The sequence below is a fragment of the Paraburkholderia hospita genome (assembly GCF_002902965.1).
Taxonomy (GTDB): Bacteria; Pseudomonadota; Gammaproteobacteria; order Burkholderiales; family Burkholderiaceae; genus Paraburkholderia; species Paraburkholderia hospita.
Genome location: NZ_CP026106.1, coordinates 607,676 through 633,192 on the forward strand (window position 1 = coordinate 607,676; position 25,517 = coordinate 633,192).

Consider the following 25,517-nt stretch of genomic DNA (forward strand, 5'->3'; position numbering starts at 1 on the left):
GAGCGCCGAAGGATGCGGGGTAACGCTATTGACACCCGTTAGCGCGAAACGATAACGCTCAATTCCGACACATCCAAAGCCCGAGATGCGCGACCGAATCGACGATGAGATCACCTTTCGCAAGCTGGAAGTCCTGCTCGCGTTCATGGAGACGGGCAACCTGTCAAAGGCGGCCGAGGTCCTGGACGTCAGCACGGTCAGCGTGCACCGGGCGTTGCATTCGCTCGAACAAGGCGTGCGCTGCGCGCTGTTCCGGCACGAGGGCCGCAATCTGAAGTCGACGGAAGCCGCACAAATGCTCGCCGACGTGGCAGAGGAAGTGCTCACACTGATGTCCGACGGCATTCGCGCGACGCGCGAGGCCGCGGGCTATTCGTCAGACCGTCTGAAGATCGGCTCGCTGTATTCGCTGACGATCAAGACCGTGCCGGGCATCATCATCGACCTGAAGGTGCGTCGGCCAACCCTTCAGGTCGAACTCGTGCTCGGGTCGAATGCCGAGCTGCTCGACAAGCTGAAGCAGGGAGCAGTCGATGCGGCGCTAATGGCAGTGGCCGAGGGCGAGCCTGAAGTCGATTCGTTGCCGCTCTTCGAAGACGACATCTTTTTCGCGGCACCCGCAAACTCGCGCTTTGCGAATCAGCAAGCGGTCGACCTGAGGGATTGTCGCGACGAGACATTCGTGTCGCTTGGCGAGGGTTTCGTCACCTATCACGGCTTTCGGGACGCGTTTCGCGTGGCGGACTTCACGCCGAACGTGACGATGAAGGTCGGCGATATCTTCTCGCTGATGAATCTGGTGAGCGGCGGGGTCGGATATACGCTGCTGCCGGGCCGCGTGCGCGGCGTGTTCGGCGACAAGGTGCAATTCATTCCGCTCAAGCCACAATACCTGATGCGTCAGACCATTGGTGTCAGCTATCTGCGTGCGCGTGAACGCGATCCGAACCTGCTTGCGCTGATGGCGGTCTGCCGTCTGCGAACCCGCAACGCCGATTGAAGGTCATTCGGCGTTCGGCCGTCATGCGTGCGAGCGTTCGCGCTCGATCAACATACAAAGATCGGGTAATGCGGTCTCGCTGCTGCTGGCCGCGATGCCTTCATTGAAGGTTGCGCGGGTCATGCGGGTCAATACGTTGCCGCACGGCATCTCGATTACGAGGCGGGCGCCGCGCTCCCACGCGAGCCGCATCGTGTCGAACCAGCGCACCTGCTGCGCCATGTTGCCGGCAAGATCGGCCGAGATGCGTGGACCGTCGAACAGCGGCCGCGCCGCGCTGCTGCTCAGGTACACCGCACGAGGCGCATGCAGGGTGACCTGCGCAAATGCTTCGGCGAGTGCGGCCGCTGGCTCGTCGAGCAACGCGCAATGGGATGGCACGGCGACGTCGAGCCGCTCGCAGCGTTGCGCGCCGTGTTCCAGTGCAAGCGTAGCGAGTTCATGCATTGCGGCGTCGCTGCCGGCAACCACCATCTGTGTCTCGGCATTGAGGTTCGCGAGAAAGACTGGCGTGGCCGCGCGGTTGATCTGTGCGATCAGCGTTTCGAGCGGGCGCTGCCTGAGGCCGACGATCGCCGTCATTCCATAGCCGCTCGGGTAAGCGCGTTCCATCAACTGGCCGCGCAGTGCTACGAGCCTGACCGCGTCCGCGTAGCGCAGTGCGCCAGCTGTCACTGCGGCCGGATAGGCGCCGATCGACAGACCTGCGACGATGTCCGGTTCGTAGCCGTACGCACTAAACACACGCGCCTGCGCGACACCCGCGATCAAAAGGCATAGCTGAACGGCGATGGTCGAGCGCAGCGAAGCGATGTCATCGAGCGAGCGGACATCATAGCCGAGCGTATCGCTGGCCTCTTCGAGCGCGAGCGACGTTTCGATGTGATCCGGCAGCGCATCGAGCATGTCGCTTTTTTGCGAGCCCTGGCCGGGGAAGGTGAACAGGATGCTCATGACGGTTGCGATAGAGACGGGGCGTGAGCAGCCCACGGGTTGGCGACAAGCATTGGCCCCTGACCCGTCTTCAACAGCACGCGGTCTGTGAGCCCCGCCCATTCGGCGAGCGCAAAGCCGGCGTCGCCGGTATCGACCTGCATGTCGACGCGTGCGCCAGCAGCCTGAAGAACAGAAAGAATCGAGCGCGCATCGTCGCGAGACAACGGCTTCGCGGCGCGCAGCAGCAGATCGAGGTCGCTGTCCGGTCGCAGTGTGCTGATGCCGCTTGCCAACGCGAAGCCGACGCTGCCGGTGATGCCCCACGTCAGCTGCAAGCGGTCGAGTTCAGGCGCAACGTGGTTTAGCGCACTCACGCACGGCAGCTTCGCAAAGCCGGCATGACGGCGCCAGGCCCGTGCTTGCGCAAGCGATTCCGGTGTGACATGGCGCCGGATGCGCGCGCGCGGCACACAGGCGGCGAAGCGCTGGCTGCGTTCATGTCCGCGCAAGCCGACGGGCACCAACCCATCATCGATAACCGTTTCGCGACGCACCACAACCGGGGCAAGAGTCAGCCATTTGCGCGTGGCCCATGCAGGCACCGGTGAAGTCGATCGAACGTCATGCGGGTCACCGATCCACAGCAGATCGTGCGGGCGCAACGTTGCGTCAGTGGCTCGAGCGGTGCGCATGCCGATTTTCCTGGAAGCGACGCTCACGGGTTCACCAGCGCTCTCGTCGCAAAGAACAGCACCGACGGTCCGAGCAGGCAGCCGACGCCCGTATGAAACGTCGCGATCAACGCGCCATAAGGCACGAGCCGCCGATCAGTAGCGGCAAGCCCCGCGCTGACGCCGCTTACAGTGCCCGCAAGGCCGCCGAAGATCATCGCGGAGCGGGGCGTCTTCAGCCCCATGAAGTTAGCCGCGATCGGCGTGCCGATCATGACGATGATCGCCTTGATCAGGCCGGTCGCGATGCTCAGCGCAATCACGTCGGAACTGGCACCGATCGCCGCGCCTGTCACCGGCCCGACGATGTAAGTGACGGCGCCCGCACCGATGGTCGTCATGCTGACCGCGTCGGTGTAGCCGAACGCATGCGCGATGCTCGCGCCGACGATGAACGGCAACAGCGTGCCGAGCAGCAGCGACACCGCGCCGATGAGCCCGGCCTTGCGCGCCTCATTGGCCTGCACTTCGAACGCGGTGGCGACGATTGCGAAATCGCGCAGCATGGCACCGCCCATCAGGCCGACACCGGTAAAGAGCGGCAAATCCGCGAGACCTTTCTGTCCGCCCGTGAAGACGCCGCCTAACCACGCGAGCACCAGGCCGACCACGATCGCGATGGCCGAGCCGTGCACGCGTCCGAAGGTGAGTTTGCGCGAGATCAAAGACGACACCCACATAATCAGACCCACCAGCGCGAACGAAGTCACGAGGCCGTTCTGAACCAGTTCTTTTTCGAGCATGTGCAACATGATGGACTCCTGATTCAGATTTCTTCGAGGTGGGGAGCGTTCACGAACGAGGTGCTGTCGCGACCGGTACGGGAAAGAACGGCGATGCAGCACGCGCAAACGGCTGCCGCACCAAGTGCCGAAAGTAGCGCGACGGGACCTCCCTTGATCGCTGCCACGACGTTCTGGTTCGCGGCCATCGCGACGACCACGGGGATATACAACGCGCCCCAGAAGCCGACGCCCGCTTCTGTTTCTTTCGGCAGCAACCCTTTCCCGTGCAGATAGAGGCGCAAAAAGATCAGCAGCAGCATCGCGATGCCAACGCCACCGACATTCGTCTTGACGCCGATCGCGACCCCGAGCAGGTCGCCGAGAAAAAGTCCGGCCAGATGGCAGAACGCCAGTAGTGCGGTTCCGTAGATGATCATGTGCTGTCTCCTGTCGACCAGAGTTGACGCTTTAGCGTCTTACTCTGGTCCCATGCAAGTTGATTGCGATGTTTGCTTTATGGACCACTGATGGGTCGGTACCGGCTGATGAGCGTGCCCCGGCGCGGCATCTGATGCCGCATCGGGGCAGAGGTCATGGCGTGTTCAACGCCATTGCTCGCGCAACTTTTGCCGCACGGTCGCGGATGCCGCGCGGTGCGGGCTTGCGAGCCGCCCGGCGAGGCCACGCGACGGGTCGGCTCGAATGTCGTTGAGCGCGTCGTACAGCGTCTTTTCGATCGTCGTCTGGTCGGCGCCACTGGGTGCATCCGCGTTGCTCACGTGAAGGAGCTTCCACAGCAGCCCGAGCGACGCGTAGTTGTCGATGTCGTAGGCCATGGGCGGTACCTTCGCGGCAAACGCTTCGAGATCGGCCACCGTGCGCAGCGTGATGCGCGCGGCGGATTCCTTGCCCATCGCGTGCACCATCACCTGCGGATCGGCGAGCGCGATCAGGCGGTTCGCCTGGTAGCCATGCGCGAGAAACGCGCCCGACACCGCGCGCCCGACGATCAGCCCAATCACAGGATGACCGGCCAGACGCGCACTTGCGTATGCATCGGCGGCGCCTGCCAGCGCCTGGTGGATCCCGTAGGCTTCTTCGCGCCGTCCATACGCCTGACTCTGGACATCGATGATCGCAACGATCGGGCGCTTCTCTTCGCGCGCCGCATCGGCGTCGATCACCTCGCGCACCGCGCGCGCAAGTTCCCATCCTTCGATCAGCCCGACCTCGCCGCCGCGTACGCGCGGGAACGGATTGTCGGGAGTGGGCACCACCGCGATATAGCGGGCCGGGTGCTCGCCGAGCCGCGCATCGACCACCCGTACCGAGGACGGAAAGCCGTGCTGCAAAGGTGCGCTGTAGGTGAGCGCGTCGAGCCAGACGGCGCCCCGCGCGGAAAGCTGCTGTGTGCTCATGAATTGAACCCCTTGCCATAGATCGCTACCACTTGTTCCGGTGTGGCCTGCACGCCCGGATCAATCTCGGAAAGCCGTTGCAGAAAGCCGGTGACCCGTTCGCTGCGGCACACGGCCGAACGTCCCGCGCGAAACAGCTCGATGACGGCCGCTCGGATCGCATCGGTATCGTCGGCGGCGTACACGTCGACGAGACCGGTGCGATGACGCTGCTCGCAGCCGGTGAAGCTCCAGATCATCGGCCGGTCGCGGGAGTCAAACTCGGCGATGCCGGCCTCCTGTTCGATGACGGCAGGTCCGTTGAGCCCGAGACGCGCTTCGCGCGTGCCGATCAGATAGCTGCACAGCCCTGCCGAGATCGACATGCCGCCGTAGCAGCCGATCGGACCGGCGGTGATGCCGATCACCGGCTGATAGCGGCGCAAGTCGACGATCGCAGCGTGAATCTCCGCGATCGCGGCGAGCCCGAGATTCGCCTCCTGCAGGCGCACGCCACCCGTCTCGAACAGGATTACCGCGCGTGTCGGGATGCCGTTGCGGTTGTCTTCGGCGGCGAGTTCGAGGCTGCCCGCGATCTTCGCCGCCGACACCTCGCCCATGCTGCCGCCCTGGTAGCCACCGTCGATTGCGAGCACGACAGCGGGCTGGCCGTCGATCAGTCCTTTGGCGACCACGGCGCCGTCGTCAGCTTGCGTGACGATCCCTTGCCGCGCGAGCCAGGGTGAACGCACGCGCTCGAACGGATCGAGCAGTTCATTGAAGCTCCCTGCATCGAGCAGTCGCTTCGCCCGGCTGCGCGCGTCGAGCTCGATGAAGCTCTGACGCTCGAGCAGTTCCTGTGTATCCATGATCGTTATGCTCCGCCCGTTGATTGCAATTGTTCCAGCACCTGGCCGATGCGCATTTGCACGACGCCAGGCGTCGCGCCGGAATCGTTGATTTCGAGCTTCGCGGCCGGCAGCGAGCCGTCGCCGAAGATGCGTTCCAGCACCGCCTCCCAGACACGGGCCTTGCCGTCGACGGAAGTCGTGATGTTCACGACGGTAAGGTGCGCCGCGTTGGCTTCGAGCAGGACTTCGAGGTCGCCCGACGCGACCACGCCGGCCACTGCACGGCGTTGCGCGGGTTGTCCCGCCGGGAATTCAAAAACGATGGTTTCCATTCACTTTCCTATGCGTTCGTCGTATTGGGCTTCGTCGTCGCCGGAGCTTCGACCTGAAGCCGGTCGAGAAAGAGCGTGGCGGCGAGCAGATCGGCGGCGCCGCCGGGAGACACGTGCAGCTCGACGAGACGGCGATCCAGTGCCTTCAGATCACGGCGGCCGGACAGAGTAGCGGCACCACCGTGCGCAAGGACGCGCCGCGCACCGCTTTGCATCTCGGCGAGTGCGCTGCGGCCCCCGCGTGCAAGCACGCAGGTGTCGTCGAGGCTCGCCATCACCGCGAGCAGCGCGTTCAACCTGGCGGCCGTCTCGCTGTCGCCGCGCTGGCGCGAGCGGACGAGCTCCGGCAGCGCGACTTGCACGACGTGCGGGAAACCGGCCTGCGCCTGTCCGCGTGCGCCGCCGACGTTGTATTCGATGCGTGCCTGCTCGCCTTTATGGCCGGTTTGCAGCGGCGCGTGCCGGTCGGAGATCCGCGCGATCTCGGCTGCGCGTGCGGCGATCGCATCGGCTGCAAGGTCGTCCGGCTCTCGTGCGGCTGCCGTCACCAGCAGTCCGAGCGCCCAGATCGCGCCGCGATGCGTGTTGACACCATGCGTCGCGTCCATCATCCGTGCTTCGCCATCGCGGCCGATTGCGCCGATGCGCTCACGCAATTCGGGCAGCGGCCGCGTTTCGATACCGGCCTGAGCGAGTTCCACGAAGGTCAGTTGTAGGGCCAACGCCGATTTGCACATGAGCTTCCAGTCGAGATCGTGATGCGCGCCCTGACTGCGGATATCAACGAGTCCGGGTTTCGGCGCGAGCGTCACTTCATCGATCAGCGCGCCGACCACCTGTGCGCCGAAATCCCCGGCGAGGTCGGATGAAGCGCGTTGCAGTGGCGAATGGATTATTGCGAGGTTCTCGCGCATCACCAGCTCCGGTAACGTGCGGGCGGCTCGTACAGTCCGTCCGACCAGTCAACGAGATCCGCGATGCTCTTCGCGGCAAGCAGCGACCGGTTCGCTTCGCTGCGGTGAACGCCGAGGTCCTCGGGCAGGGCGATCAGACCGTCGCGCCGCAGTGCCGCCCGCTTCTTTGCGCTGCTCGAAAGGCCGATCGGCGTCACACCCGCGACGGCCGCGATCATTTCCTTACGTTGTTCGAGCGAACGCGCCTTGTACAGATACGCAATGCCTTCCTCAGTCAGCACATGCGTGACGTCGTCGCCGTAGATCATCACCGGCGCGATCGGCATGCCCGTTTCGCGTCCGACTTCCACCGCGTCGATCGTCTCGACGATGGTCGGCTGGCCGCCCGCCTGAAACGTCTCGACCATTTGCACAACCAGCTTGCGGCCGCGCTCGAGCGGGCTGTCGGTTTGCAGCAGATCGAGCCAGGCAGGCGTCGCGTGGCGGCGGCCATGCGGATCGTGGCCCATGTTCGGCGCACCGCCGAAGCCGGCGAGTCGCCCATGCGTGACCGTCGACGAGTTGCCTGCGCCGTCCATCTGCAGCGTCGAGCCGATGAACATGTCGATCGCGTACTGGCCTGCGAGCTGGGACATCGCGCGATTTGAGCGCATCGAACCATCGCGGCCGGTGAAGAAGACATCGGGCCGTTGCGCGACATAGGCTTCCATGCCCAGCTCGCCGCCGAAGCAGTGCACGCTGTCGACCCAGCCGGTTTCGATTGCGGGAATCAGCGTCGGATGCGGATTCAGCGTCCAGTGGCGGCAAATCTTGCCCTTCAGCCCGAGCTTGTCACCATAGGTCGGCAGGATCAGTTCGATTGCGGCAGTGTTGAAGCCGATGCCGTGATTCAGCGATTGCACCTGATGCCGTTCGTAGATGCCTCGAATCGCCATCATCGCCATCAGTATGTGGACGGGAGTAATCAGGCGCGGGTCCCGCGTGAATAGCGGCTCGATAAAGAATGGCTTGTCCGACTGGACCACGAAGTCGATCCACGAACCGGGAATGTCGACGCGCGGCAGGTCTTTCGGATCGTCGACGATTTCGTTGACCTGGGCGATCACGATGCCGTCGCGAAACGCCGCGGCTTCGACGAGGGCAGGCGTGTCTTCGGTGCTTGCGCCGGTATAAAGATTACCGTCGCGATCCGCCTTGTAGCCGGCGACCAGCACGACGTTCGGCGTCAGATCGACGTACAGCCGACCATACAGTTCAGCGTACGTGTGGATCGAACCGATTTCGAGGATGCCGTCCTGCAGGAATTGCGAAATGCGCAGGCTTTGCGCGCCGGCGAAGGCGAAGTCGAGCTTTCGGGCGATGCCACGCTCGAACAGGTCCAGATGCTCGGCACGGCTCACACTCGGGATGATCAGGTGCAGGTCATGAACGATTTCCGGGTCGACCTTCGCGAGCGAGCGCGACAGGAAGTCGGCCTGCTTCTGGTTGTTGCCCTCGACGACCACGCGGTCTCCCGGGGCAATCAGGTTTTGCAGGACTTCGACCATGCGGTCCGTGGGCAGAACCGCGCCGTCGGCGATCGATGCGACGCGCGCGATGCGACGTTGCTTCTCCGCCCGGCGCGTGGCCCAACGGGAGGGAGGCTGATTTTGACTCGACATGTGTGCTCTCGCTGAAGACATGAGGCGAGTCTAGGGAGCGAGGGGCACGCATTCAATCACGTTCGGGGTGTGACTGTTATCCCCAGGGTAATGATCATTCGCACAGAACGGCGAAAAATGGGCGATGCGCTGGTGACAAGCCCGCCCTTTGCGTTCGGATTGTCGTTCATGGTTCAAACAAACCACCTGCTCCTCGATTGTACGTAGGGGTTTTCATGGATGGTGGCTGCGACGCACGTAGTCTGCGAACTGATGTGCCTGTTCCGGTGCCGCGCAAGGAATGCAAGGGCACGAAAGGAACGAAAGGAACGGTCACCCGAGACCTCATTCCGTGGCGAGCGTGAAGAGTTCGCGCGCGGGCGCTGGCCGATGCCGTTGTGTGATCTATCGGCTACCGCGATGATTTGGATTCGAAACGGCGATTTTTCTTTGGTGCACGTCGCTCTTAGCATGGAGAGGCGAGGTACGGAATCTGGCAAGCGACGTTTCGCTACTCATGGCGCGAGTTCGCAGGGAAAGAGCGATTTGAAGGAGGTGAGGATGGAGCACAAAGCCCGCACGCAAAACGAGAAGCTGGAAGTCAAGACGACGACCTGCTACATGTGTGCCTGTCGATGCGGCATCCGCGTGCATTTGCGCGACGGTGAGGTGCGCTATATCGACGGCAATCCTGATCATCCCCTCAACCAGGGAGTGATCTGCGCGAAAGGCTCGTCGGGCATCATGAAACAGTATTCGCCCGCGCGTCTCACCCAGCCTCTGATGCGCAAGCCCGATGCATTGCGCGGCACGGCGCAGTTCGAGCCGGTGTCATGGGAGCTCGCGTTCGACGTGCTCGAAAAGCGTCTCGCGCATATCCGCGCCACCGACCCGAAGAAGTTTGCGCTCTTCACGGGCCGCGACCAGATGCAGGCGCTGACGGGCCTGTTCGCCAGGCAGTTCGGCACGCCGAATTACGCGGCCCACGGCGGCTTCTGCTCGGTCAACATGGCAGCGGGCATGATCTATACGATGGGCGGCTCGTTCTGGGAGTTCGGCGGCCCCGATCTCGATCGCGCGAAGCTCTTCTTCATGATCGGCACGGCCGAGGACCATCACTCGAACCCGCTCAAGATCGCGATTTCGAAGTTCAAGCGCGCGGGTGGCCGCTTCATCGCGATCAACCCGGTGCGCACCGGCTACGCGGCGATTGCCGACGAATGGGTGCCGATCCGTCCGGGTACGGATGGCGCGTTATTCATGGCGCTGATGCGTGAGCTGATCGAAAGCAATGCGTATGACCGCGAGTTCGTGGAGCGCTACACGAATGCGGGCGAACTGCTCGACATACGCGAAGACAGCGATACGCAGGGTTTGTTCGTGTGTGACGAAGACGCGCAGGCGTGTAACGCGATGTTCCCGCAGAACCACCTGTGGTGGGACCCCGTCAGCCAGCGCGAAGTGCTGCATCACACACCGGGTGTGCGTCCGGCGCTCGAAGGGCGCTATGCGCTTGCGGACGGCACGCCCGTCGCCCCGTCGTTTGTGCTGCTGCGCGAGCAGCTTGCCGATTGCACGCCTGACTGGGCATCTGGAATCACGGGCATTCCCGTCGACACGATCCGGCGCCTTGCGCGCGAAATGGCCGATGTCTCGCGCGACCAGAAGATCACGCTGCCGATCCAATGGACCGATGCGTGGGGCGAAACGCATGAAACCGTGACGGGCGCGCCGATCGCTTTCCACGCAATGCGCGGACTCGCCGGACATTCAAACGGTTTTCAGACGATACGCGCGCTGGCCGTGCTGATGTCTCTGCTCGGCACCATCGACCGGCCGGGCGGCTTCCGTCACAAGTCGCCGTATCCGCGCGCGGTGCCGCCGTCGGCCAAACCGCCGAACAGCCCCGACGACGTCAAGCCGAATACGCCGCTCGCGAACGGGCCGCTCGGCTGGCCTGCAGGCCCCGAGGACCTGTTTATCCACGACAGCGGCGAACCTGTGCGCATCGACAAGGCATTCTCGTGGGAGTACCCGCTCGCCGTGCATGGCCTGATGCATAGCGTGATCACGAATGCATGGCGCGGCGATCCGTACCCGATCGATACGCTGCTGATCTTCATGGCCAACTTGGCGTGGAACTCGTCGATGAACACCGTCGAAGTCCGCAAGATGCTCGTGGACCGCAATGAAGACGGCGAGTACAAGATTCCGTTCATCGTCGTCTGTGACGCGTTCCAGTCGGAGATGACGGCATTCGCCGATCTGATCCTGCCCGATACGACGTACCTCGAACGCTACGACGCGATGTCGATGCTCGACCGTCCGATCTCCGAGTTCGATGGTCCCGTCGATTCCGTGCGCGTGCCCGTCGTGCCGGCGACAGGAGAATGCAAGCCGTTCCAGGAAGTGCTCGTCGAACTGGCGAGCCGCCTGAAGTTTCCGGCCTTCACGACGCCCGACGGCAAGCGTAAGTATCGCGACTATCCGGAGTTCATCGTCAATCATCAGACTGCGCCGGGGTCGGGCGTCGGCTTCCTGATCGGCTGGCGCGGCAAGGACGGCAAGGATGTCCTTGTCGGCGAGCCAAATCCGAAACAGTGGGAAGAGTACGCGAAGCACAACTGTGTCTATCACTACACGCTGCCCGAGACACTGCAGTACATGCGCAACTGCAACGGGCCATACCTGGACTTCGCGGTAGAGAAGGGCTTTCGCAAGTTCAACACGCCGATCGTGATCGCGTTGTATTCGGACGTGATGCAGAAGTTCAGGCTCGCCGCGCAGGGCAAGACGAAAGGCCGGCAGCCGCCCGAGCATTTGCGCGCGCGGATCGCGCGGTACTTCGATCCGCTGCCGAGCTGGTATCCGCCGCTCGAACACGGCACCACCGATCACGCGCGCTTTCCGCTCGCGGCCATCACGCAGCGTCCGATGGCGATGTATCACTCGTGGGACTCGCAGAACGCGTGGCTGCGCCAGATACACGGCGAGAACTATCTGTACATGAATCCGCGCACGGCCGCCGCGCAAGGTATCGAGGATGGCGGCTGGATCTACGTCGAATCGCAATGGGGCAAGGTGCGTTGCATCGCGCGCTACAGCGAGGCCGTCGAGCCGGGCACGGTGTGGACGTGGAACGCGATCGGCAAGTCGGCGGGCGCGTGGAATCTCGGCCCCGATGCCAACGAATCGCAGCGTGGGTTCCTGCTGAATCACCTCATCACGGATGAGATTCCCGTCGACGACCTGCGTCATGTCCGAACGTCGAATTCCGATCCCGTGACGGGGCAGGCCGCCTGGTACGACGTACGCGTGCGCATCTATCCGGCAGAGGCGGACGCCGACCACACCTTGCCGCAGTTCGCGCCGATGCCTGCCTCGATGCCCGGCATGGTCGGCACGGAGTCGGGTGGGATGATCCATCGCATCGTGCAGACCTATTTCGCGGGCCGCGGCGAGTTCGCGGCGCGGCTGAAAGCGGTGCAACGAAAGACGACGCAACGCAACTGAACGGGGAGCATCGCATGACACAGATGGCGCTCGTAATCGATCTGAACGTCTGCGTGGGCTGCCACGCGTGCGTGACGAGCTGCAAGGAGTGGAACACGTCGGGAGAGGCGGGCAGTCTGGCGGATTTTCGTCCGTACGACGCCGATCCGTCCGGCACGTTCTTCAACCGCGTGCAGACCTACGAAGCCGGCGAGTTTCCACTTACCGACACCATTCATTTTCCGAAGTCGTGCCTGCACTGCGAGGACCCACCGTGCGTGCCCGTCTGTCCGACTGGAGCAAGCTACAAGCGCAAGGAAGACGGCCTGGTGCTGGTCGACTATGACCGCTGTATCGGCTGCAAGTACTGCGCGTGGGCTTGCCCCTACGGCGCGCGCGAAATCGACGAGCAGCGCAAGGAAATGACCAAGTGCACGCTCTGCGCGGACCGCATCTATAACGAGGCGCTGCCCGAGCGCGATCGCAAGCCTGCGTGCGTGCTGGCGTGTCCGACTTCGGCGCGGCTGTTTGGCGATATTCATGATCCGGAGTCGGTCGTGTCGAAGGCGATCCGCGAACGCGGTGGTTATCAGCTGATGCCGGAGTGGGGCACGCGGCCCGCGAATCACTATCTGCCGCGCCAGAAGGTGTCGGCGTGTGGCGGCGAGGCATGCTCGTGCAAGACCTCGCCCGAGGGCGACGAAGTTGCGTCCGTCGAAACGCAGGTCGAACGCGGCGAGCTGCATCTCGCGTCGATCGCGACGCGGGTCTGAAGCTGAACGTCAAGGGAGAGTGGCATGAATCCGGCTTTTTCAGTGGTGTTCCTTACGACGTTGATCGGAGCGGGGCAAGGGTTGCTGATCGCGCTGGTCGGTGTCGAGGCGGCGTTGTGGTTGGGCTTCGGCGATGCAGCCGCCGTGCCACCGATCCTGTATGTCGTCGGCGCCGCTCTGTCGTGTCTGCTTGGCGCATTGGGGCTCGTCGCATCGTTCTTTCATCTCGGTCATCCCGAGCGCGCGTGGCGGGCCATCGCGATGTGGCGCACTTCGTGGCTCTCGCGCGAATGCCTGTGCCTGCCTGCGTTTCTTGCCTGCACGTTCGCTTACGGTGGCGCGCATGCGTTTGCTTCGCCTTACACGCTCGCGATTGGCTTGATCGCCGTGATCGTGAGTGCTCTGCTGTTCGTCTGCACGGGCATGATCTACGCGTGTCTGCGCTTCCTGCAGGAGTGGGCGACGCCGCTCACGCTGGTCAACTTTGCGCTGCTCGGTTGCGCGTCAGGCTTCACGCTCGCGACGGCCTGTGCCGCGCTGCTCGCGCCCGTGCTCGTCTCGCCGCTCGCCGTAGCGGCTTGCGTGTTGACGCTCGCTGGTTGCGTGTCGCGCGGTGCATCGTTGGCGCGCAATGCACGGCTCAGGCCGAAGTCAACGGTGCAAAGTGCGACAGGTATTCGCGCTACGCGTGTCGAGCAGAAATCGCGCGGGTTCACGGCAGGCGCATTCAATCTGCGCGAGTTCTTTCATGGCAAGACACCTCAGACGCTGAGGCGCATCAAATGGACGTTTATCGTCGCCGGTTTCATCGTGCCGTTCGTTCTGGTGGCGTTCGGCGGCAGCGTCCGGTCGATTGGGTTTTCGTTCGCATTGTTGTGTGCGGCGTCCGCGATTCAGTACGCGGGGCTCGTCGCCGAGCGGTGGTTTTTCTTCGCTGAAGCGCGGCATCCGCAGAATCTTTATTATCGGCAGGCATAGGATTCGGTTTTGTTCGCCGGCGACGCTCGCCTTGATTCATTCTGGAGACTGACGGGGTACAGCTACCGCTGTCGCTCCGCTTTGAGATCTCTTGTCGAATCCGGGATCTGCAGAGTGACGAAGACCGGGGAGGGGGAGTCTGGCGGCTATTCGGCGATAGCCATGCCACGGGAACTCAGCGCAAACTTCTAACCTGGCTCGGCGTGACACTTCCGGCAAATCGATTGCCGAAATGGGTTCTCGTGTAGTTGACGACAGCAGCGACCTGATCGTCATTCATCTCGTCTCCAAACGATGGCATCGCCTTCCGGCCATGAAGTACGCTGGTGATGACGTAGGGTGCTGCTTCGACTGCCGGGTTGTCAGCGAGCGCGGGGTAGTGACCCGCGCCCTGTGCGCCTTTTCCATCCGGCATATGGCATCCCGCACATGTAGCGTTGTAAAGCGCTTCGCCGCTTATTTCGGTGAAGCGGTAGCCCGGCGAGATCGCGAAGGTGCGTGGTACGTCCTGTGCCACGGTCTGGGCCGACACCGTCTCGCTTCCTGTCAGCAAGGCCATCAGCATCACGCTGAGGATCAGCGTCGGCCTATGCATTGACGATTCTCCGATGCAACCGGGTGATCGCATCCAGTGACGACAGCACGGCGCCTTCCTGCCATGCCGGGATATGAGAAGCGTGCTCTCCAGCAAGGACGATCCGTCCGTCGATCTGACAGAGATTCGCGTAATGCGCTTTTCTCAACGCATCCGTCCATGCGGCGAAGCAGCCATTCGTGAACGGTGATCGGCTCCAGCTCATCGCGAAGCCCTTCTGGTACTCGCGCGCGTACTGCGGATGAATCTGGCTGCCCTGGCTCAATGCCACCGCGATCCGTTCGGCAGGGGGCAGCGCACCCATCTCATAGCTGGCGGGCCCCCACATGTAGGCGCCGAGCAGCACCGCTGGACCGATCGATCCGTAACCTGTTGCCGGATAGCCGATCGTCGAGATCGGCAGGTCGGTATGCGTGATGCCGCCGTAGATCTGCTCGTCTTCTTCCCAGAATCGCCGGCCGAATTGCAACCCGATTTTCACCGATGTCTCGTAGGGCACCGCATCGATCGCGGCGCGCATGTCCGGGCCGACGGCAATGTCGATCTGACTCAGAATCGAGAGCGGGATGGTGCACACCAGCCAATCCGCGTGCGCGTTCCGTTCGGTCCGGGTGGTCGTATCGGTATAGCGCACTGTGACACCTTGCTCGGCCTGCAAGATGGCCGTGACTCTGGCGTTGAACACTACGGCGCTTGCGACTTGCGAATGAAGCGCATGGGCAATCCTGTCCATGCCGCCGACGGGCTGGAACATGCTGCTCTGATAGTCCTGTTCGTTTCCAGACGAGAGCCATTGCCACAAACGCGATGCAAGCAAGGGGTCGCGCGGGAGCAGATTCGACGGCACGGCCTCGGGCATCAGCCCACCGCCATGCGCGGTCGCGAAGCCACGGCGCTCACTGCTTCGCCGCCCCGCCTGATAGCCACCATCCCGATCGAGCGCACCCCATTGGCGCAGGGATTCGAGTAGCAGATGCGCATCTTCGACCGACAATGCATCATCGAGTGCGTCCTTGCGGATTGCTTTGGAAAGCAGTTCGGCGATATAGCCTTGATAGTCGGTCTGCACCGCGCGGAATCGTTGCGGCTTGCCACCAAAAGCCTCCGTCGAATGCAGGTATGCGTTGTAATTGACCTGGATGAACGGCTCGAGCGGCACCTTCAGGCGTTTTGCATAGTCGAGTACGCCCTGGTGGTGATACGGAATGCGCCATGGCCCTGGGTTCAGATAAAGCCCGTCAGCGAAATCACAGTCCTGGGTGGCACCGCCGAGTTCTGTATAACGATCACCGCCCCTGACAGTCCAGGCCCGACCGCCCGCGCGGTTGTTGTACTCGAGCACCTGCACGTGGTAGCCCGCGTTCCTCAACTCAAAGGCCGCGACGAGGCCGGCCATGCCCGCGCCGAGCACGAGAATTCGTGTTCCTCTGGGTGCGCCATCGAGTCTGACCGGTCCGGCGTAGGTCGAGGTAGCGGCGAACCCAAGCGTGCCCATGCCTTGCATCATGGCGGCCGCGCCGAGGTTCTTGCCGATCAGCGTCAGCAGGTGCCGGCGGCTCATCGCATTTGTGGTCATTCTCGACATAAGGACGCGGTGCCCCGACTGGAGAGAAGCGATGGCGAACGAAATCAGATCGCATCCCAAATTGCAAATGCATGAGTCATCTGGATTTGTCTGCTTGAGGATTGCGTTTGGGCGTACTGCAACGGACTAGTTCATTTTATGCGATGACCCGTCGAGCCTCGTAAATCGAACACCAGAAACACCGCTGGTGAGCACGCGATGTTGGTCGTCGCGCCCCTCGTTGCGGCGCGAACGTCAGGAGGCTGCCTACTTCGACTGAAATCGGGTTTGAGAAGAATTAAAACCATGAACTGTTTCTCATCACCACGTGCGACTGTCCATTACCAGGACGGCCGACTGCCCCTCCTCGTAGGTCGGGCTCGCCCGGACGCGTGAGAGGGCAGCCGGCCAATAGTTGTCGTCCGCGAGACATACCAAGCCGTCATTCCAACTCGTGAGCGGTCGGTGAGGGGGCGCGTGCTGCCAAACAAGCCAGGCTGCTGCTGGCGGCGCATGGCCGGACGTTTGGACAAACTCTGAGGAGCATCGCGGTAACGGGCCTTGCCAGTCGAAGCGACGCGCCGGGTGCTGGCCTCGCGGTGAGTGCGCAGGGGAATCGCGTCTTGCGGCACCTCAGGGCTGGGTGTAGCCTGTTTTTCGCTGGACCCCGTAGTGCCGGGATGCGAGCGCGCTGCCAGGCGATCAACCACTGAAGAACACCGGTACATAAGTTGCGCGGGAATGGTTCTGCCACGCGTTGTTCGAGAGAGGGAGACGTCATGAACAAACTTGTGTCCATTCTTGTGTGGGGTCTGCTGGCCGCCGTCGGCGCTTTTGCCCTTGCTACCCTCGCGCTTGGGCGCGGTGAAAGTGTGAATGCCGTGTGGCTCGTGACCGCGGCCCTCATCGTTTATTTCATCGCATATCGCTTCTATAGCAAGTTCATTGCCGAGCGCGTGCTGCGGCTCGACGATACTCGCCAGACCCCAGCCGAGCGCCACGACGACGGTATGGATTACGTGCCGACCAACAAGTGGGTGCTGTACGGCCATCATTTCGCCGCAATCGCCGGCGCCGGTCCGTTGGTCGGTCCGGTGCTGGCTGCGCAGATGGGCTACCTGCCCGGCACGCTATGGATCCTCGCGGGCGTCGTGGTGGCCGGTGCGGTGCAGGATTTCATCGTGCTTTTCGCGTCAGTGCGCCGCGACGGCAAATCCCTTGGCGAAATGGTCAAGATGGAACTGGGCCCGATTCCCGGCTCGCTGGCTCTGGTCGGCGTACTCGCGATCATGATCATCATTCTCGCGGTCCTGAGTCTGGTGGTGGTCAAGGCGCTCACGTCCAGCCCGTGGGGCCTCTTCACCATCGCAGCAACAATACCGATCGCGTTGCTGATGGGCGTCTACATGCGGTTTATCCGCCCGGGGCGGGTGGGAGAAGCGTCCCTGTTCGGCGTCGTGCTTTTGCTCGCCTCGATCTTCCTGGGGAAGGCGGTCGCCAACGATCCCACCTGGGGGCCGCTCTTTACCTTGACCGGCCCGCAACTGGCGTGGACACTCATTCTGTACGGCGCCGTCGCCTCCAGCCTGCCGGTGTGGCTGATGCTCGCGCCACGCGACTACCTGAGCACGTTCCTGAAGATCGGCACTATCGTAGCTCTCGCGGTCGGCATCTACGTCGTCGCCCCGACTCTTTCGATGCCGCGGACCACACGCTTCATCGACGGTACCGGGCCGGTCTTCTCCGGCGCACTCTTCCCGTTTCTGTTCATTACGATCGCCTGCGGCGCGGTCTCGGGTTTTCACGCGCTGATTTCTTCCGGTACCACACCGAAGATGATCGAGCGCGAGTCGCATATGCGTCTGATCGGATTCGGCGGCATGCTCGCCGAATCATTCGTTGCGGTCATGGCGCTGACGGCGGCCTGCGTATTGCATCCGGGCATCTACTTTGCGATGAATGCGCCGGCGGCGATTATCGGCACCACCGCCGCACAGGCTGCGCAAGTCGTATCCGGCTGGGGCTTCACCATCACGCCGGATGTGATCACCCAGACGGCCGTGAACATCGGCGAGACCAGCATCCTGTCGCGCGCGGGCGGCGCCCCGACGCTCGCCGTTGGCATGGCGCAGATTCTGGGCCAGGCACTCGGCGGCCAGGCCATGGAGGCTTTCTGGTATCACTTTGCGATCCTCTTCGAGGCGCTGTTTATCCTGACCGCCGTGGACGCTGGCACGCGGGTCGGCCGCTTCATGATCCAGGACATGCTAGGTCACGTCTACCGGCCGCTCGGCAACACCCAGTTCCTGCCCGCGAACCTGCTGGGCACCGGCCTTTGTGTGGCAGCGTGGGGCTACTTCCTCTATCAGGGCGTGGTCGACCCGCTGGGTGGCATCAACACCCTCTGGCAGCTTTTCGGTGTGGGCAATCAGATGCTCGCAGGCATCGCTCTGCTGCTCTGCACCAGCGTGCTGGTGAAGATGAAGCGCGAGCGCTACGTCTGGGTGACGCTGGTGCCGACAGCGTGGCTCCTGATTACCACGCTCACCGCCGGCGTCCAGAAGATCTTCCACAGCGACCCCAGGATCGGCTTCCTGGCGCTCGCGAACAAGTTCAGCGACGCCGCCGCGCAGGGGACTGTGCTTGCGCCTGCCAAGTCGCTTGCGGAGATGCAGCGGGTGGCCTTCAACAACTATCTGGACGCGGCTGTCTGCGGCTTCTTTGTCGTGCTGGTGCTCGCGATGTGCGTCTTCGCCATCAAGATCTGCTTGCAGGCGCTGAGGCAGGCACAGCCCACCGTCGTCGAGACGCCCGCTGTTGTGCGCGCTCAAGGAACCTGATCATGAAAACGATCTTCAATTCCAAACGCCTGGCGGTGCCGGTTCAGGCCACGAACCGCCGCCCCAGTAGCAATACACTGGCGACACAGCTATCGGAACTTGCGCGCACCATGCGCGGAGCCTGCATGCAGATGTTCGGCATCCCGGACTATGAACGCTATGTCGGCCACATGGCCTCGCGTCACCCCTCCGATCCGATACTGTCGCGGGGCGAGTTCTTCATTCTGTCCATGGATCGCAAATACGGTCGCAACGGGCCGAGGTGCTGTTAGCGCGGCTCGTGATATCCATAGTCGTGTTTTTTTGCGGAAATCGTTCAAGTTGATCGCCGAGCACCGCGGGACCGGGATTGTTTCGGTCGTCGCGTCCCGTTACCAGCTTTTGCAGGGGGCTGAGTCGAATCGGCTGATCGCGAACGTCGCTGTGCGGCGGCGGATTCAGACAGTCAGGGCAACCTGAGATCTCCCATTCGCGGGTATTGCCCAGCGCTTCGCGTCGCCCCTACTTGCTATTTTCCCGTTGCCAGACGACTGTTGACGCGCCGTATCCAAAGCTACCCGGCGTGACATATGTCAATCGGTCGCCTTCAATGACGAATGGTCTCGCCTGTGTTTCGCCATCCCAGTTCGGAAATGTTCCCTTCCGAATGTGAAATTCGATCATATGCGCTGCGGGATCGACTTTGTACGTCCCGAAATGCGCGACACTCCCCTGCACAATCTGTCTGTTTTCGTCCCCAGTCGCTGAAAGACGATCCCCCGATGCAAGCCGCGGCAAGTTCGAACGGAGAGCGACCAGGGTGTATCGCCCATCGGCGCCAAAGACGAGTTGACCTTCGGGGCGCTCGCCCAGAATCTCCACCGGGCTTCCGCTTTTCAGAATCGTGAGTGAGACAAGCTTCCAGGTGCCGACCAGGCTGGCCGTCGTTTGAGCACACGCCACTTGAGAGGCGAATAGTGTCGATGCCCATAGCGCAGCGCCGATGAGCAAGGCGGTTTGATGACCTTTCATGAAATTCTCCATCACGGATGTCGGCGCTTGACTGGATAACCGCAGGGAACGGATCGTTGTTTCTTCTGACCGCGACCAGTGCGGTGCTATCAGCCCCTCCAGAATCCTGGCGGGCATCGCATCGGTTCGCGGCAAGGCGGCACTCTGAGTCTAGGCGTGACGACACCTTCTGCCATATGTCGTTTGCCATATGGGCGAACGGCTACCCGTGAATAAGAATCGTATGGTGGCGACAGACGATTCGCGCGCAGACTCCGAGTCAGAGGCAAATTCGGGCGTCGCCACGATGCGAAGCCTTGGGACACGATGTAGGGTTCTTGCTCGCCGGCGATTACGGAACGACCAGTCAGATAACCAGAGACCTATGGGTTTCCTATAGGGGCGGCCGGTAGTCGCGTGAGGTTGCCACGACAAGCCTTCAACTACGCAACTCTCGTTGAGGCCCCGAAGCGCCATTCGCAACGGCTCACGTTGGAACGAAATCCGCACACCGCATGAGGCCGCTCCGGGTCCATGAACGGACCGAACTACTATGTAATTTTAGCGATTGCGCGGCAGTTGGCTTTCCGAAAGTGAGGAAGAAGCACGCAGGTCAATCCGAGGATGCCGATCGATCATAAGAGGCGCACATGCACACACTGACTCCCATCATGCTTGCCATCGTACTGTCTTTGTGCTGCGAGATGGCTGCGGGCGACCTGATTTCAATACCGAAACAAGGTACCGCGACTTATGTGACTTACTACACCGGTCTCGCGTTGGCCAACCTGGATATGAGCGATACCGGTCATGCGCTGTTGATAGAACTGTTTGGCACCACACGCAACATGGACGATCAGAAACTCTTTAACGACATGTCGGTGCACTGCCTCTGCTACCGCGTGGCCGGTAGCGGAGAGGTCGGCGGGGCCGGTGCCTGCACCATGACGGATAGCGATGGTGACCAGCTATATACGACGTTCGACGCTGCGGCACAGGCTCATACACTAATCGGCGGCAGCGGGAAATATAAGGGGATCTCTGGCGCTGCGCCGTACACTTCGCCCGGTCCCGGGCTCAGTTGGGGCAGCAGCGTCGCCAAGTTGACATGGCAGTTCAGATAGTTCTCGCGTGCGTCGTCCGCCACGCCCGCGCGGCCCACAAGGTTTGGCCGTACCTGCTGCGCAACTAGAAGATCGATCGCAGCGGCTAGGTCTGGGCACTGGACACGACGTACGTGCCGATGGCGTGCGAGTTTGTCTATCAAGGCAGAAGCAAGATACGAGCGGGGCAGTTGCGAGATGCTATAAGAGAATATGTAGTTGGAGCGCGGTGCAATCATCCCGAGGAGAAGGGACGGACGGTTCAACATGCCATCGCAACGCTTGAACTCAACCGTGCAAGCGATCCAATCGTATATTCTGAAATGGACGAACAAATTCAGAAACGCACTCACACCAAATACCTGATGCCAAGAAGTGAGGATGCTTCCCGGAAGCGATACGTTGCGCGAGTTACTCCTGGCAGCCAGGCTTGGACGAGCTTCGACCGGGTTCGGCCATGAACGGACCTTCGACGTTCGGTCATTAGCGTCCGGATCGCGGCGAATTACCGCCGTTTGGTATGCAAAGCGCAACGAGCAACGTGTTGCGATAAAGTCGGTGCCGACACGCCGCGCGATTTGCTCAAAACACTGTTATTTCATCAGCAAGCTGCGTCGTGTGGATTGGTACGCGACCAATTCGATGCTCTCCCTCTCGCGGCTATCGAACACACCGAGCGAACTAGGACTTACAGGAGCTCGTCGACCTGAGCGGATACGGTACGGTGGAGGTGCCATTTACACTTGAGACAAGTTCGCGCGCAAAGATCTCGTCAGGTCCATCGTTGTCTTGGACCAAGATCTCGTAGTCATGCCCATGCTCGGGCACGAAGGTGCTAGCTTTCGCCGCGTCGGTCACCCTGTACCGCTTCCCGTTGATAAACTGTTCGCTCGAAATCCGCGCATGAACCGTCATTGGCTGGTCAGCTGGGACAATGTACTCGTGGAAATACCGAGCCGCGTCGGATGGCACGGGCATGCCGACGGTCTTGTTAGACAGGCTCGACAAGCCGGGTTTGGACGCGACGAAGTGCTTGGCCTCACCTGTAACGCACGGGGTGTTCAAATAAAGGATCACGTTCGCTCCCCAATACACACGCACGCGAGCTTCCGTTTCCGGGTGATAGTCCGCCGCAGTCTGAGACGGCGTCCCCGCGCAGGCGCACAGCAGCACTGAGCTCACAATTGAAACGAACAGTGTGGAAGTATGACGTGTCATTGGGTGTGTATCCGGGAGAATGAAGGCGAGCGCTTGAAGCGATATAACCAGCGTGACTGAGTATCGAAAGTTCGCGCTATCTATATCGGCCTCGAGTCAAAAAACTTAAATTCGAAGGCGGGCCCGCCATCGTGCGTACGCTGCCGTCCCCCGAACCCTTGAAGCATCGGATCTGTTTAATACCGACAGTGCCTTGGGGGTTGTGCACAAAGCCACTCTTGCGTTTGCGCAACGTGAAAGGCTGACCGTTGGTGCCACAATGGTCATTGCACTTGCCGACCACCCATTTACATGCTCATTTTCCGACGAGCATCACCGCCATTCACACCAGCCGCGAAACGTCGTCTGTTCGTCCGCTTTCCGCGCGAATGCAGCCGCCTGGCGTTTGAACATAAAAGGCGGCGATGGGGCGCTTGCTGTCCACCAAACGAGCGCAAAGCGACCATGCGACCCGATCGTATGCTTGACGTCAGCGTTGTTCACCATGACCACCGTTGGTCGATGGCCGCACCGGTGTCGGCAGTGGCGATGACTTATCTCACGAGGCACCAGAGGAATCCCGTGCGCTCTGGAAGCTGGCGTCGGTCTGTGCGCTGATGGCGGATTAGGGGGCCGGCGTCAACCCGTTGATCTACCGCTTTCCGGGTAATTCCCGCGATAACCAGGCAGTTATCGCGGCATATTGTTCTCCGTTGCGCGTTCAAAAAGGATATTGACGTGGACCTGATTCGCGGGCCGCTTGGCAGGACATTGAGCCATCCAGTCGATCAAAAAACACAGCCGTTAAGAAACGAATACTTATCTTAATAGTACGGTTTGGTTTCCCATTTTTCTGAAAATTTCACGCTTACACAACTAAAGTTGTGTCTAAATTTCAACTAAAGTGGTTGCTACCCGCGGTCTTCCCCGACCCCCGCCGAGGTGCCGTGCATATCAGGCGTCTTCGCCATGCAGATAGAGGGATGTCGTCGCGATGGATGGGGGGCGCAGGTTTTCGCGTACCGAGTCAGTTCCATCCTCGCGCCAGCGCGTGTGACGCGTGTGCACCGCATTTTAGTGCGCTGGGCCGACGCGGCTTGTCGGCGATGACCCAATTGGGCCGGATGGCACGGGTGCGGGTCCAAAGGCCGCTTGGAGTGCCCAACCGACCCTCGAACGCCATCGATCTGCTTTCGATCATGTTCATACGAGTAGTAACACGCTTCGTCTATCTGGCGGTCATCCTCCAGCCAGATCAGCGGCCCCGTCGACCAGCGAGATCGCGCTAAGCGTCGTCGCTCGCTCGTTGGAATACATCGACAGTGGCCTCGATCGTCATGCGTGCCTTTTCGCGCCGTCTGCGCGCAAGTCGCTCCTCGCCGACACGCCGTTCGGGCTCACCGGCAAGCAAAGCGTGAATGTTGGGGAGCGTATAGATGGCGCCACGACTGCCCCAGGTACCGTCGGGAATCTCCGTCGGGAAGACCCAGACGCGCGATGCGACCTCTTCGAAGGGGCGGTTCTCCGCGCGGGCTACCGCTTCCGTGACTTCTTTCACCAGCTTCCTGCGTGATGCGTCAGTGTATTGCCCTTCAGGCGCCGACGGAATGATCCGGTAACGCGCCGCCTTCGACCGTTCCCCGCCGACGAATACGGCAGCAGGTCGATGGAGATGAAGCACACTGACGCCCTGCGCAACTGGATTGCCGGGATCGTACCCTTCCACCCTGATCAGAATGTCAGTCAGCTCTTTGACCAGGCGTGCTTCGGCCTCAGGCGTCAGGGCATCTTCCGGCCACAGTGCATCGATCATTGGCATTTCACTACCCCTTCAGTCTGAATGAGCGCGATTACGACATTGATGTTGCCGCGCGTAGCCTTGGAATACGGACAGGTCTGATGTGCCCGGTCCACCAGCGCCTGAGCGACGTCACGCGGCAAGCCGGGAAGGCTCACGTTCAAACGCGCCGCGAGAAAGTAGCCGCCGTCAGTCGTCCCGAAATCAATTTCGGCGTCGACACTCGTTTCGGCCGGCAGCGTGACGTTCAAGGCGCGTGCGGCGCCGCCCATTGCGCCAATAAAGCATGCCGACCAGCCGGCGCCGAACAGCTGCTCGGGATTCGTCCCGGCGCCTGCGGAACCCGGTCGCGAAAGCTTGATGTCGAGGCGGCCGTCCGAACTGCGCGCGGCCCCTTCGCGGCCCCCCGTCGCATGGACCTTGCCTGTGTACAGCACGTTTTCGATTCGAGTCATGGTGGTTTGCTCCAGTTGGTCAATGGAAGTATTGAAGTGCGCAGATGTATTCCGCGTTTGTCGGAAAGCTGCGGCTTTGGAATCTCGGGTATCAATCAGCGTTGCAGATACCGTGCGCTACACGGCCGCGGCGCGCCAGATCCAGCGAATGCAACACCGGGCTGCGCACGGTAACTGCGGGTGTTGCACACCTATCCTGTTCGTCATAAGGTCTACGAACGGATAGGGCGGCGTCGCGCGTGATGGCGAGTGGCAGACGGGTGATGCTCCGTGATATGGTGCGCGAGGGGCACCGTTCCCGACTTCCCGGTATGCTCAGTGGCCAGCACTCTGGCCGCCGTCCACGTGCAGGATCTCGCCCGTGACGAACGACGCGGAGTCGAGATACAGCACTGCATTGACGATGTCGCTCATCTCGCCCATGTGGCCGACGGGATGCAGCGAACCCAGTGCTTCGTGCGTTTCCGGCGCGTGCATCGGCGACTTGATGATGCCGGGCGATACAGCGTTCGCGCGGATGCCCGACTTCGCGTATTCGATCGCGAGCGACTTCGTTGCGGCGTTCAGGCCGCCCTTGGTCAGCGACGCGAGAACCGACGGCACGCCCGAGATTGCGTGATCGACGAGGCTCGTCGAGATCTGCAGGACGTGGCCGCTCTTGTTCTTTTCCATCTCGGCGATGGCGAGCTGCGTGATATGGAAGAAGCCGTTCACGTTCACGTTCATCACGGCCGCGTAGTCTTCGGTGGTGTATTGCGTGAACGGCTTGGCGATGAAGATGCCCGCGTTGTTGATCAGCGTGTCGACGCGGCCAAAGCGCTTTACGGCTTCCGAAACGGCGCGCTGTGCCACTTCGCGGTCGCCGATGTCGCCGGCGATCGTCACGACGTTCGGGTCTTCGGAAGGTTTGATCGAGCGTGCTACCGCGAGGACGCGATAGCCTTGCTCGCGGAAGCCCTTGACGATCTCAGCGCCAATGCCTTGCGATGCACCCGTGACGATAGCGACCTTTTGCGAATTGCTCATGATTGACCTCTGAAAGTGTGTTTGGCTTGCGTCGGAATCGACAGCGCCGTTAGGTCGTCAATCTAAGCTCCCTCGACCCGGTTGCGTACACCCGCAATGGACAAACAGTTGTAATCGCCAGGAACAGATGCAGTTGGTGTGTCCGTACACTTCAAGCGCTGCCGAAGGGAAAATGTCCTC

At 61.8% G+C, this 25,517-nt stretch carries 23 protein-coding genes; 7 read left to right on the top strand and 16 right to left on the bottom strand.

The features are described 5' to 3' along the window. Positions 1-85: 85 nt before the first annotated feature. Positions 86-1,000, top strand: coding sequence for a LysR family transcriptional regulator (locus C2L64_RS21180; protein WP_007737111.1), 915 nt, complete (start codon positions 86-88; stop codon positions 998-1,000). A 21-nt stretch (positions 1,001-1,021) separates the two neighbouring features. On the opposite strand, the gene mdcH is transcribed toward C2L64_RS21180, so the two are convergent. The 9 genes from mdcH to mdcA all read right to left on the bottom strand — a co-directional run bounded on the left by mdcH (position 1,022) and on the right by mdcA (position 8,547). After that, entirely contained in the window at positions 1,022-1,954 is a 933-nt protein-coding gene (mdcH, locus tag C2L64_RS21185) for a malonate decarboxylase subunit epsilon (RefSeq protein WP_009771097.1), read from the bottom strand. Beyond that, a complete protein-coding gene (locus C2L64_RS21190) occupies positions 1,951-2,628 on the bottom strand; it encodes a malonate decarboxylase holo-ACP synthase (RefSeq protein WP_007737115.1) in 678 nt (225 codons plus the stop codon). Before C2L64_RS21190 ends, mdcH begins: the two co-directional genes overlap by 4 nt. 23 nt (positions 2,629-2,651) lie before the next feature. Then, positions 2,652-3,419 (bottom strand): malonate transporter subunit MadM, encoded by a 768-nt coding sequence (gene madM / locus C2L64_RS21195; RefSeq protein ID WP_009771096.1) that lies wholly within the window; start codon positions 3,417-3,419, stop codon positions 2,652-2,654. A 14-nt stretch (positions 3,420-3,433) separates the two neighbouring features. Next, positions 3,434-3,829, bottom strand: coding sequence for a malonate transporter subunit MadL (gene madL, locus C2L64_RS21200; protein ID WP_007737119.1), 396 nt, complete (start codon positions 3,827-3,829; stop codon positions 3,434-3,436). A gap of 165 nt (positions 3,830-3,994) precedes the next feature. Then, the gene (gene mdcE, locus C2L64_RS21205; protein ID WP_007737122.1) at positions 3,995-4,810 is read right to left on the bottom strand and encodes a biotin-independent malonate decarboxylase subunit gamma; all 816 of its coding nucleotides are present in this window, start codon (positions 4,808-4,810) and stop codon (positions 3,995-3,997) included. After that, positions 4,807-5,658 (bottom strand): biotin-independent malonate decarboxylase subunit beta, encoded by an 852-nt coding sequence (locus C2L64_RS21210; RefSeq protein WP_009771095.1) that lies wholly within the window; start codon positions 5,656-5,658, stop codon positions 4,807-4,809. Before C2L64_RS21210 ends, mdcE begins: the two co-directional genes overlap by 4 nt. A 5-nt stretch (positions 5,659-5,663) precedes the next feature. Further along, positions 5,664-5,972, bottom strand: coding sequence for a malonate decarboxylase subunit delta (locus C2L64_RS21215; RefSeq protein ID WP_007737127.1), 309 nt, complete (start codon positions 5,970-5,972; stop codon positions 5,664-5,666). Positions 5,973-5,980: 8 nt separating this feature from the next. Continuing rightward, positions 5,981-6,886 carry a triphosphoribosyl-dephospho-CoA synthase gene (locus C2L64_RS21220; protein WP_009771094.1) on the bottom strand — a complete coding sequence of 302 codons (906 nt, stop codon included), beginning with the start codon at positions 6,884-6,886 and terminating at the stop codon, positions 5,981-5,983. Continuing rightward, entirely contained in the window at positions 6,886-8,547 is a 1,662-nt protein-coding gene (gene mdcA, locus C2L64_RS21225; protein WP_009771093.1) for a malonate decarboxylase subunit alpha, read from the bottom strand. The genes C2L64_RS21220 and mdcA overlap by 1 nt, the downstream gene beginning before the upstream one ends. A gap of 540 nt (positions 8,548-9,087) precedes the next feature. Here mdcA and C2L64_RS21230 point away from each other — a divergent pair. The 3 genes from C2L64_RS21230 to C2L64_RS21240 are packed head-to-tail and all read left to right on the top strand — an operon-like array spanning position 9,088 to position 13,769. Further along, a complete protein-coding gene (locus tag C2L64_RS21230) occupies positions 9,088-12,039 on the top strand; it encodes a molybdopterin oxidoreductase family protein (RefSeq protein ID WP_009771092.1) in 2,952 nt (983 codons plus the stop codon). A gap of 14 nt (positions 12,040-12,053) precedes the next feature. Beyond that, positions 12,054-12,791, top strand: coding sequence for a 4Fe-4S dicluster domain-containing protein (locus tag C2L64_RS21235; protein ID WP_007737143.1), 738 nt, complete (start codon positions 12,054-12,056; stop codon positions 12,789-12,791). Positions 12,792-12,815: 24 nt separating this feature from the next. Continuing rightward, positions 12,816-13,769 carry a dimethyl sulfoxide reductase anchor subunit family protein gene (locus C2L64_RS21240; RefSeq protein WP_009771091.1) on the top strand — a complete coding sequence of 318 codons (954 nt, stop codon included), beginning with the start codon at positions 12,816-12,818 and terminating at the stop codon, positions 13,767-13,769. Between the two features lie 175 nt (positions 13,770-13,944). On the opposite strand, the gene C2L64_RS21245 is transcribed toward C2L64_RS21240, so the two are convergent. Both C2L64_RS21245 and C2L64_RS21250 read right to left on the bottom strand, forming a co-directional pair. Beyond that, positions 13,945-14,364 carry a c-type cytochrome gene (locus tag C2L64_RS21245; RefSeq protein WP_009771090.1) on the bottom strand — a complete coding sequence of 140 codons (420 nt, stop codon included), beginning with the start codon at positions 14,362-14,364 and terminating at the stop codon, positions 13,945-13,947. Further along, a complete protein-coding gene (locus C2L64_RS21250) occupies positions 14,357-15,925 on the bottom strand; it encodes a flavin monoamine oxidase family protein (RefSeq protein ID WP_009771089.1) in 1,569 nt (522 codons plus the stop codon). The genes C2L64_RS21245 and C2L64_RS21250 overlap by 8 nt, the downstream gene beginning before the upstream one ends. Positions 15,926-16,707: 782 nt before the next feature. Here C2L64_RS21250 and C2L64_RS21255 point away from each other — a divergent pair. Both C2L64_RS21255 and C2L64_RS21260 read left to right on the top strand, forming a co-directional pair. Next, on the top strand, positions 16,708-18,768 hold the full coding sequence (locus C2L64_RS21255) for a carbon starvation CstA family protein (RefSeq protein ID WP_007737151.1): 2,061 nt from the start codon (positions 16,708-16,710) through the stop codon (positions 18,766-18,768). 2 nt (positions 18,769-18,770) lie between these two features. Next, positions 18,771-19,040, top strand: coding sequence for a YbdD/YjiX family protein (locus tag C2L64_RS21260; protein ID WP_007737158.1), 270 nt, complete (start codon positions 18,771-18,773; stop codon positions 19,038-19,040). 229 nt (positions 19,041-19,269) lie between these two features. On the opposite strand, the gene C2L64_RS21265 is transcribed toward C2L64_RS21260, so the two are convergent. After that, complete coding sequence (locus tag C2L64_RS21265) at positions 19,270-19,779, bottom strand: lipocalin-like domain-containing protein (RefSeq protein ID WP_100216135.1); 510 nt, start codon at positions 19,777-19,779, stop codon at positions 19,270-19,272. A 629-nt stretch (positions 19,780-20,408) separates the two neighbouring features. Between C2L64_RS21265 and C2L64_RS21270 the strand changes: the two genes are divergently transcribed. Next, on the top strand, positions 20,409-20,882 hold the full coding sequence (locus tag C2L64_RS21270) for a hypothetical protein (protein WP_009771087.1): 474 nt from the start codon (positions 20,409-20,411) through the stop codon (positions 20,880-20,882). Between the two features lie 660 nt (positions 20,883-21,542). Here the strand turns inward: C2L64_RS21270 and C2L64_RS21275 are convergent. The 4 genes from C2L64_RS21275 to C2L64_RS21290 all read right to left on the bottom strand — a co-directional run bounded on the left by C2L64_RS21275 (position 21,543) and on the right by C2L64_RS21290 (position 25,337). Then, on the bottom strand, positions 21,543-22,079 hold the full coding sequence (locus tag C2L64_RS21275) for a hypothetical protein (RefSeq protein ID WP_039902849.1): 537 nt from the start codon (positions 22,077-22,079) through the stop codon (positions 21,543-21,545). A 1,264-nt stretch (positions 22,080-23,343) separates the two neighbouring features. Then, positions 23,344-23,877, bottom strand: a complete 534-nt coding sequence (locus C2L64_RS21280; RefSeq protein WP_007735250.1) for a tautomerase family protein — start codon at positions 23,875-23,877, stop codon at positions 23,344-23,346. Then, positions 23,868-24,311 carry an organic hydroperoxide resistance protein gene (locus C2L64_RS21285; RefSeq protein ID WP_009771084.1) on the bottom strand — a complete coding sequence of 148 codons (444 nt, stop codon included), beginning with the start codon at positions 24,309-24,311 and terminating at the stop codon, positions 23,868-23,870. The genes C2L64_RS21280 and C2L64_RS21285 overlap by 10 nt, the downstream gene beginning before the upstream one ends. A gap of 315 nt (positions 24,312-24,626) precedes the next feature. Further along, the gene (locus C2L64_RS21290) at positions 24,627-25,337 is read right to left on the bottom strand and encodes an SDR family NAD(P)-dependent oxidoreductase (RefSeq protein ID WP_086908653.1); all 711 of its coding nucleotides are present in this window, start codon (positions 25,335-25,337) and stop codon (positions 24,627-24,629) included. Between the last annotated feature and the right edge of the window lie 180 nt (positions 25,338-25,517).

Bases quoted from the DNA above. Each gene is read 5' to 3' on its own strand.
- C2L64_RS21180 (WP_007737111.1), top strand. From the start codon at position 86: ATGCGCGACCGAATCGACGATGAGATCACCTTTCGCAAGCTGGAAGTC.
- mdcH (WP_009771097.1), bottom strand. From the start codon at position 1,954: ATGAGCATCCTGTTCACCTTCCCCGGCCAGGGCTCGCAAAAAAGCGAC.
- C2L64_RS21190 (WP_007737115.1), bottom strand. From the start codon at position 2,628: ATGCGCACCGCTCGAGCCACTGACGCAACGTTGCGCCCGCACGATCTG.
- madM (WP_009771096.1), bottom strand. From the start codon at position 3,419: ATGTTGCACATGCTCGAAAAAGAACTGGTTCAGAACGGCCTCGTGACT.
- madL (WP_007737119.1), bottom strand. From the start codon at position 3,829: ATGATCATCTACGGAACCGCACTACTGGCGTTCTGCCATCTGGCCGGA.
- mdcE (WP_007737122.1), bottom strand. From the start codon at position 4,810: ATGAGCACACAGCAGCTTTCCGCGCGGGGCGCCGTCTGGCTCGACGCG.
- C2L64_RS21210 (WP_009771095.1), bottom strand. From the start codon at position 5,658: ATGGATACACAGGAACTGCTCGAGCGTCAGAGCTTCATCGAGCTCGAC.
- C2L64_RS21215 (WP_007737127.1), bottom strand. From the start codon at position 5,972: ATGGAAACCATCGTTTTTGAATTCCCGGCGGGACAACCCGCGCAACGC.
- C2L64_RS21220 (WP_009771094.1), bottom strand. From the start codon at position 6,886: ATGCGCGAGAACCTCGCAATAATCCATTCGCCACTGCAACGCGCTTCA.
- mdcA (WP_009771093.1), bottom strand. From the start codon at position 8,547: ATGTCGAGTCAAAATCAGCCTCCCTCCCGTTGGGCCACGCGCCGGGCG.
- C2L64_RS21230 (WP_009771092.1), top strand. From the start codon at position 9,088: ATGGAGCACAAAGCCCGCACGCAAAACGAGAAGCTGGAAGTCAAGACG.
- C2L64_RS21235 (WP_007737143.1), top strand. From the start codon at position 12,054: ATGACACAGATGGCGCTCGTAATCGATCTGAACGTCTGCGTGGGCTGC.
- C2L64_RS21240 (WP_009771091.1), top strand. From the start codon at position 12,816: ATGAATCCGGCTTTTTCAGTGGTGTTCCTTACGACGTTGATCGGAGCG.
- C2L64_RS21245 (WP_009771090.1), bottom strand. From the start codon at position 14,364: ATGCATAGGCCGACGCTGATCCTCAGCGTGATGCTGATGGCCTTGCTG.
- C2L64_RS21250 (WP_009771089.1), bottom strand. From the start codon at position 15,925: ATGAGCCGCCGGCACCTGCTGACGCTGATCGGCAAGAACCTCGGCGCG.
- C2L64_RS21255 (WP_007737151.1), top strand. From the start codon at position 16,708: ATGAACAAACTTGTGTCCATTCTTGTGTGGGGTCTGCTGGCCGCCGTC.
- C2L64_RS21260 (WP_007737158.1), top strand. From the start codon at position 18,771: ATGAAAACGATCTTCAATTCCAAACGCCTGGCGGTGCCGGTTCAGGCC.
- C2L64_RS21265 (WP_100216135.1), bottom strand. From the start codon at position 19,779: ATGAAAGGTCATCAAACCGCCTTGCTCATCGGCGCTGCGCTATGGGCA.
- C2L64_RS21270 (WP_009771087.1), top strand. From the start codon at position 20,409: ATGCACACACTGACTCCCATCATGCTTGCCATCGTACTGTCTTTGTGC.
- C2L64_RS21275 (WP_039902849.1), bottom strand. From the start codon at position 22,079: ATGACACGTCATACTTCCACACTGTTCGTTTCAATTGTGAGCTCAGTG.
- C2L64_RS21280 (WP_007735250.1), bottom strand. From the start codon at position 23,877: ATGCCAATGATCGATGCACTGTGGCCGGAAGATGCCCTGACGCCTGAG.
- C2L64_RS21285 (WP_009771084.1), bottom strand. From the start codon at position 24,311: ATGACTCGAATCGAAAACGTGCTGTACACAGGCAAGGTCCATGCGACG.
- C2L64_RS21290 (WP_086908653.1), bottom strand. From the start codon at position 25,337: ATGAGCAATTCGCAAAAGGTCGCTATCGTCACGGGTGCATCGCAAGGC.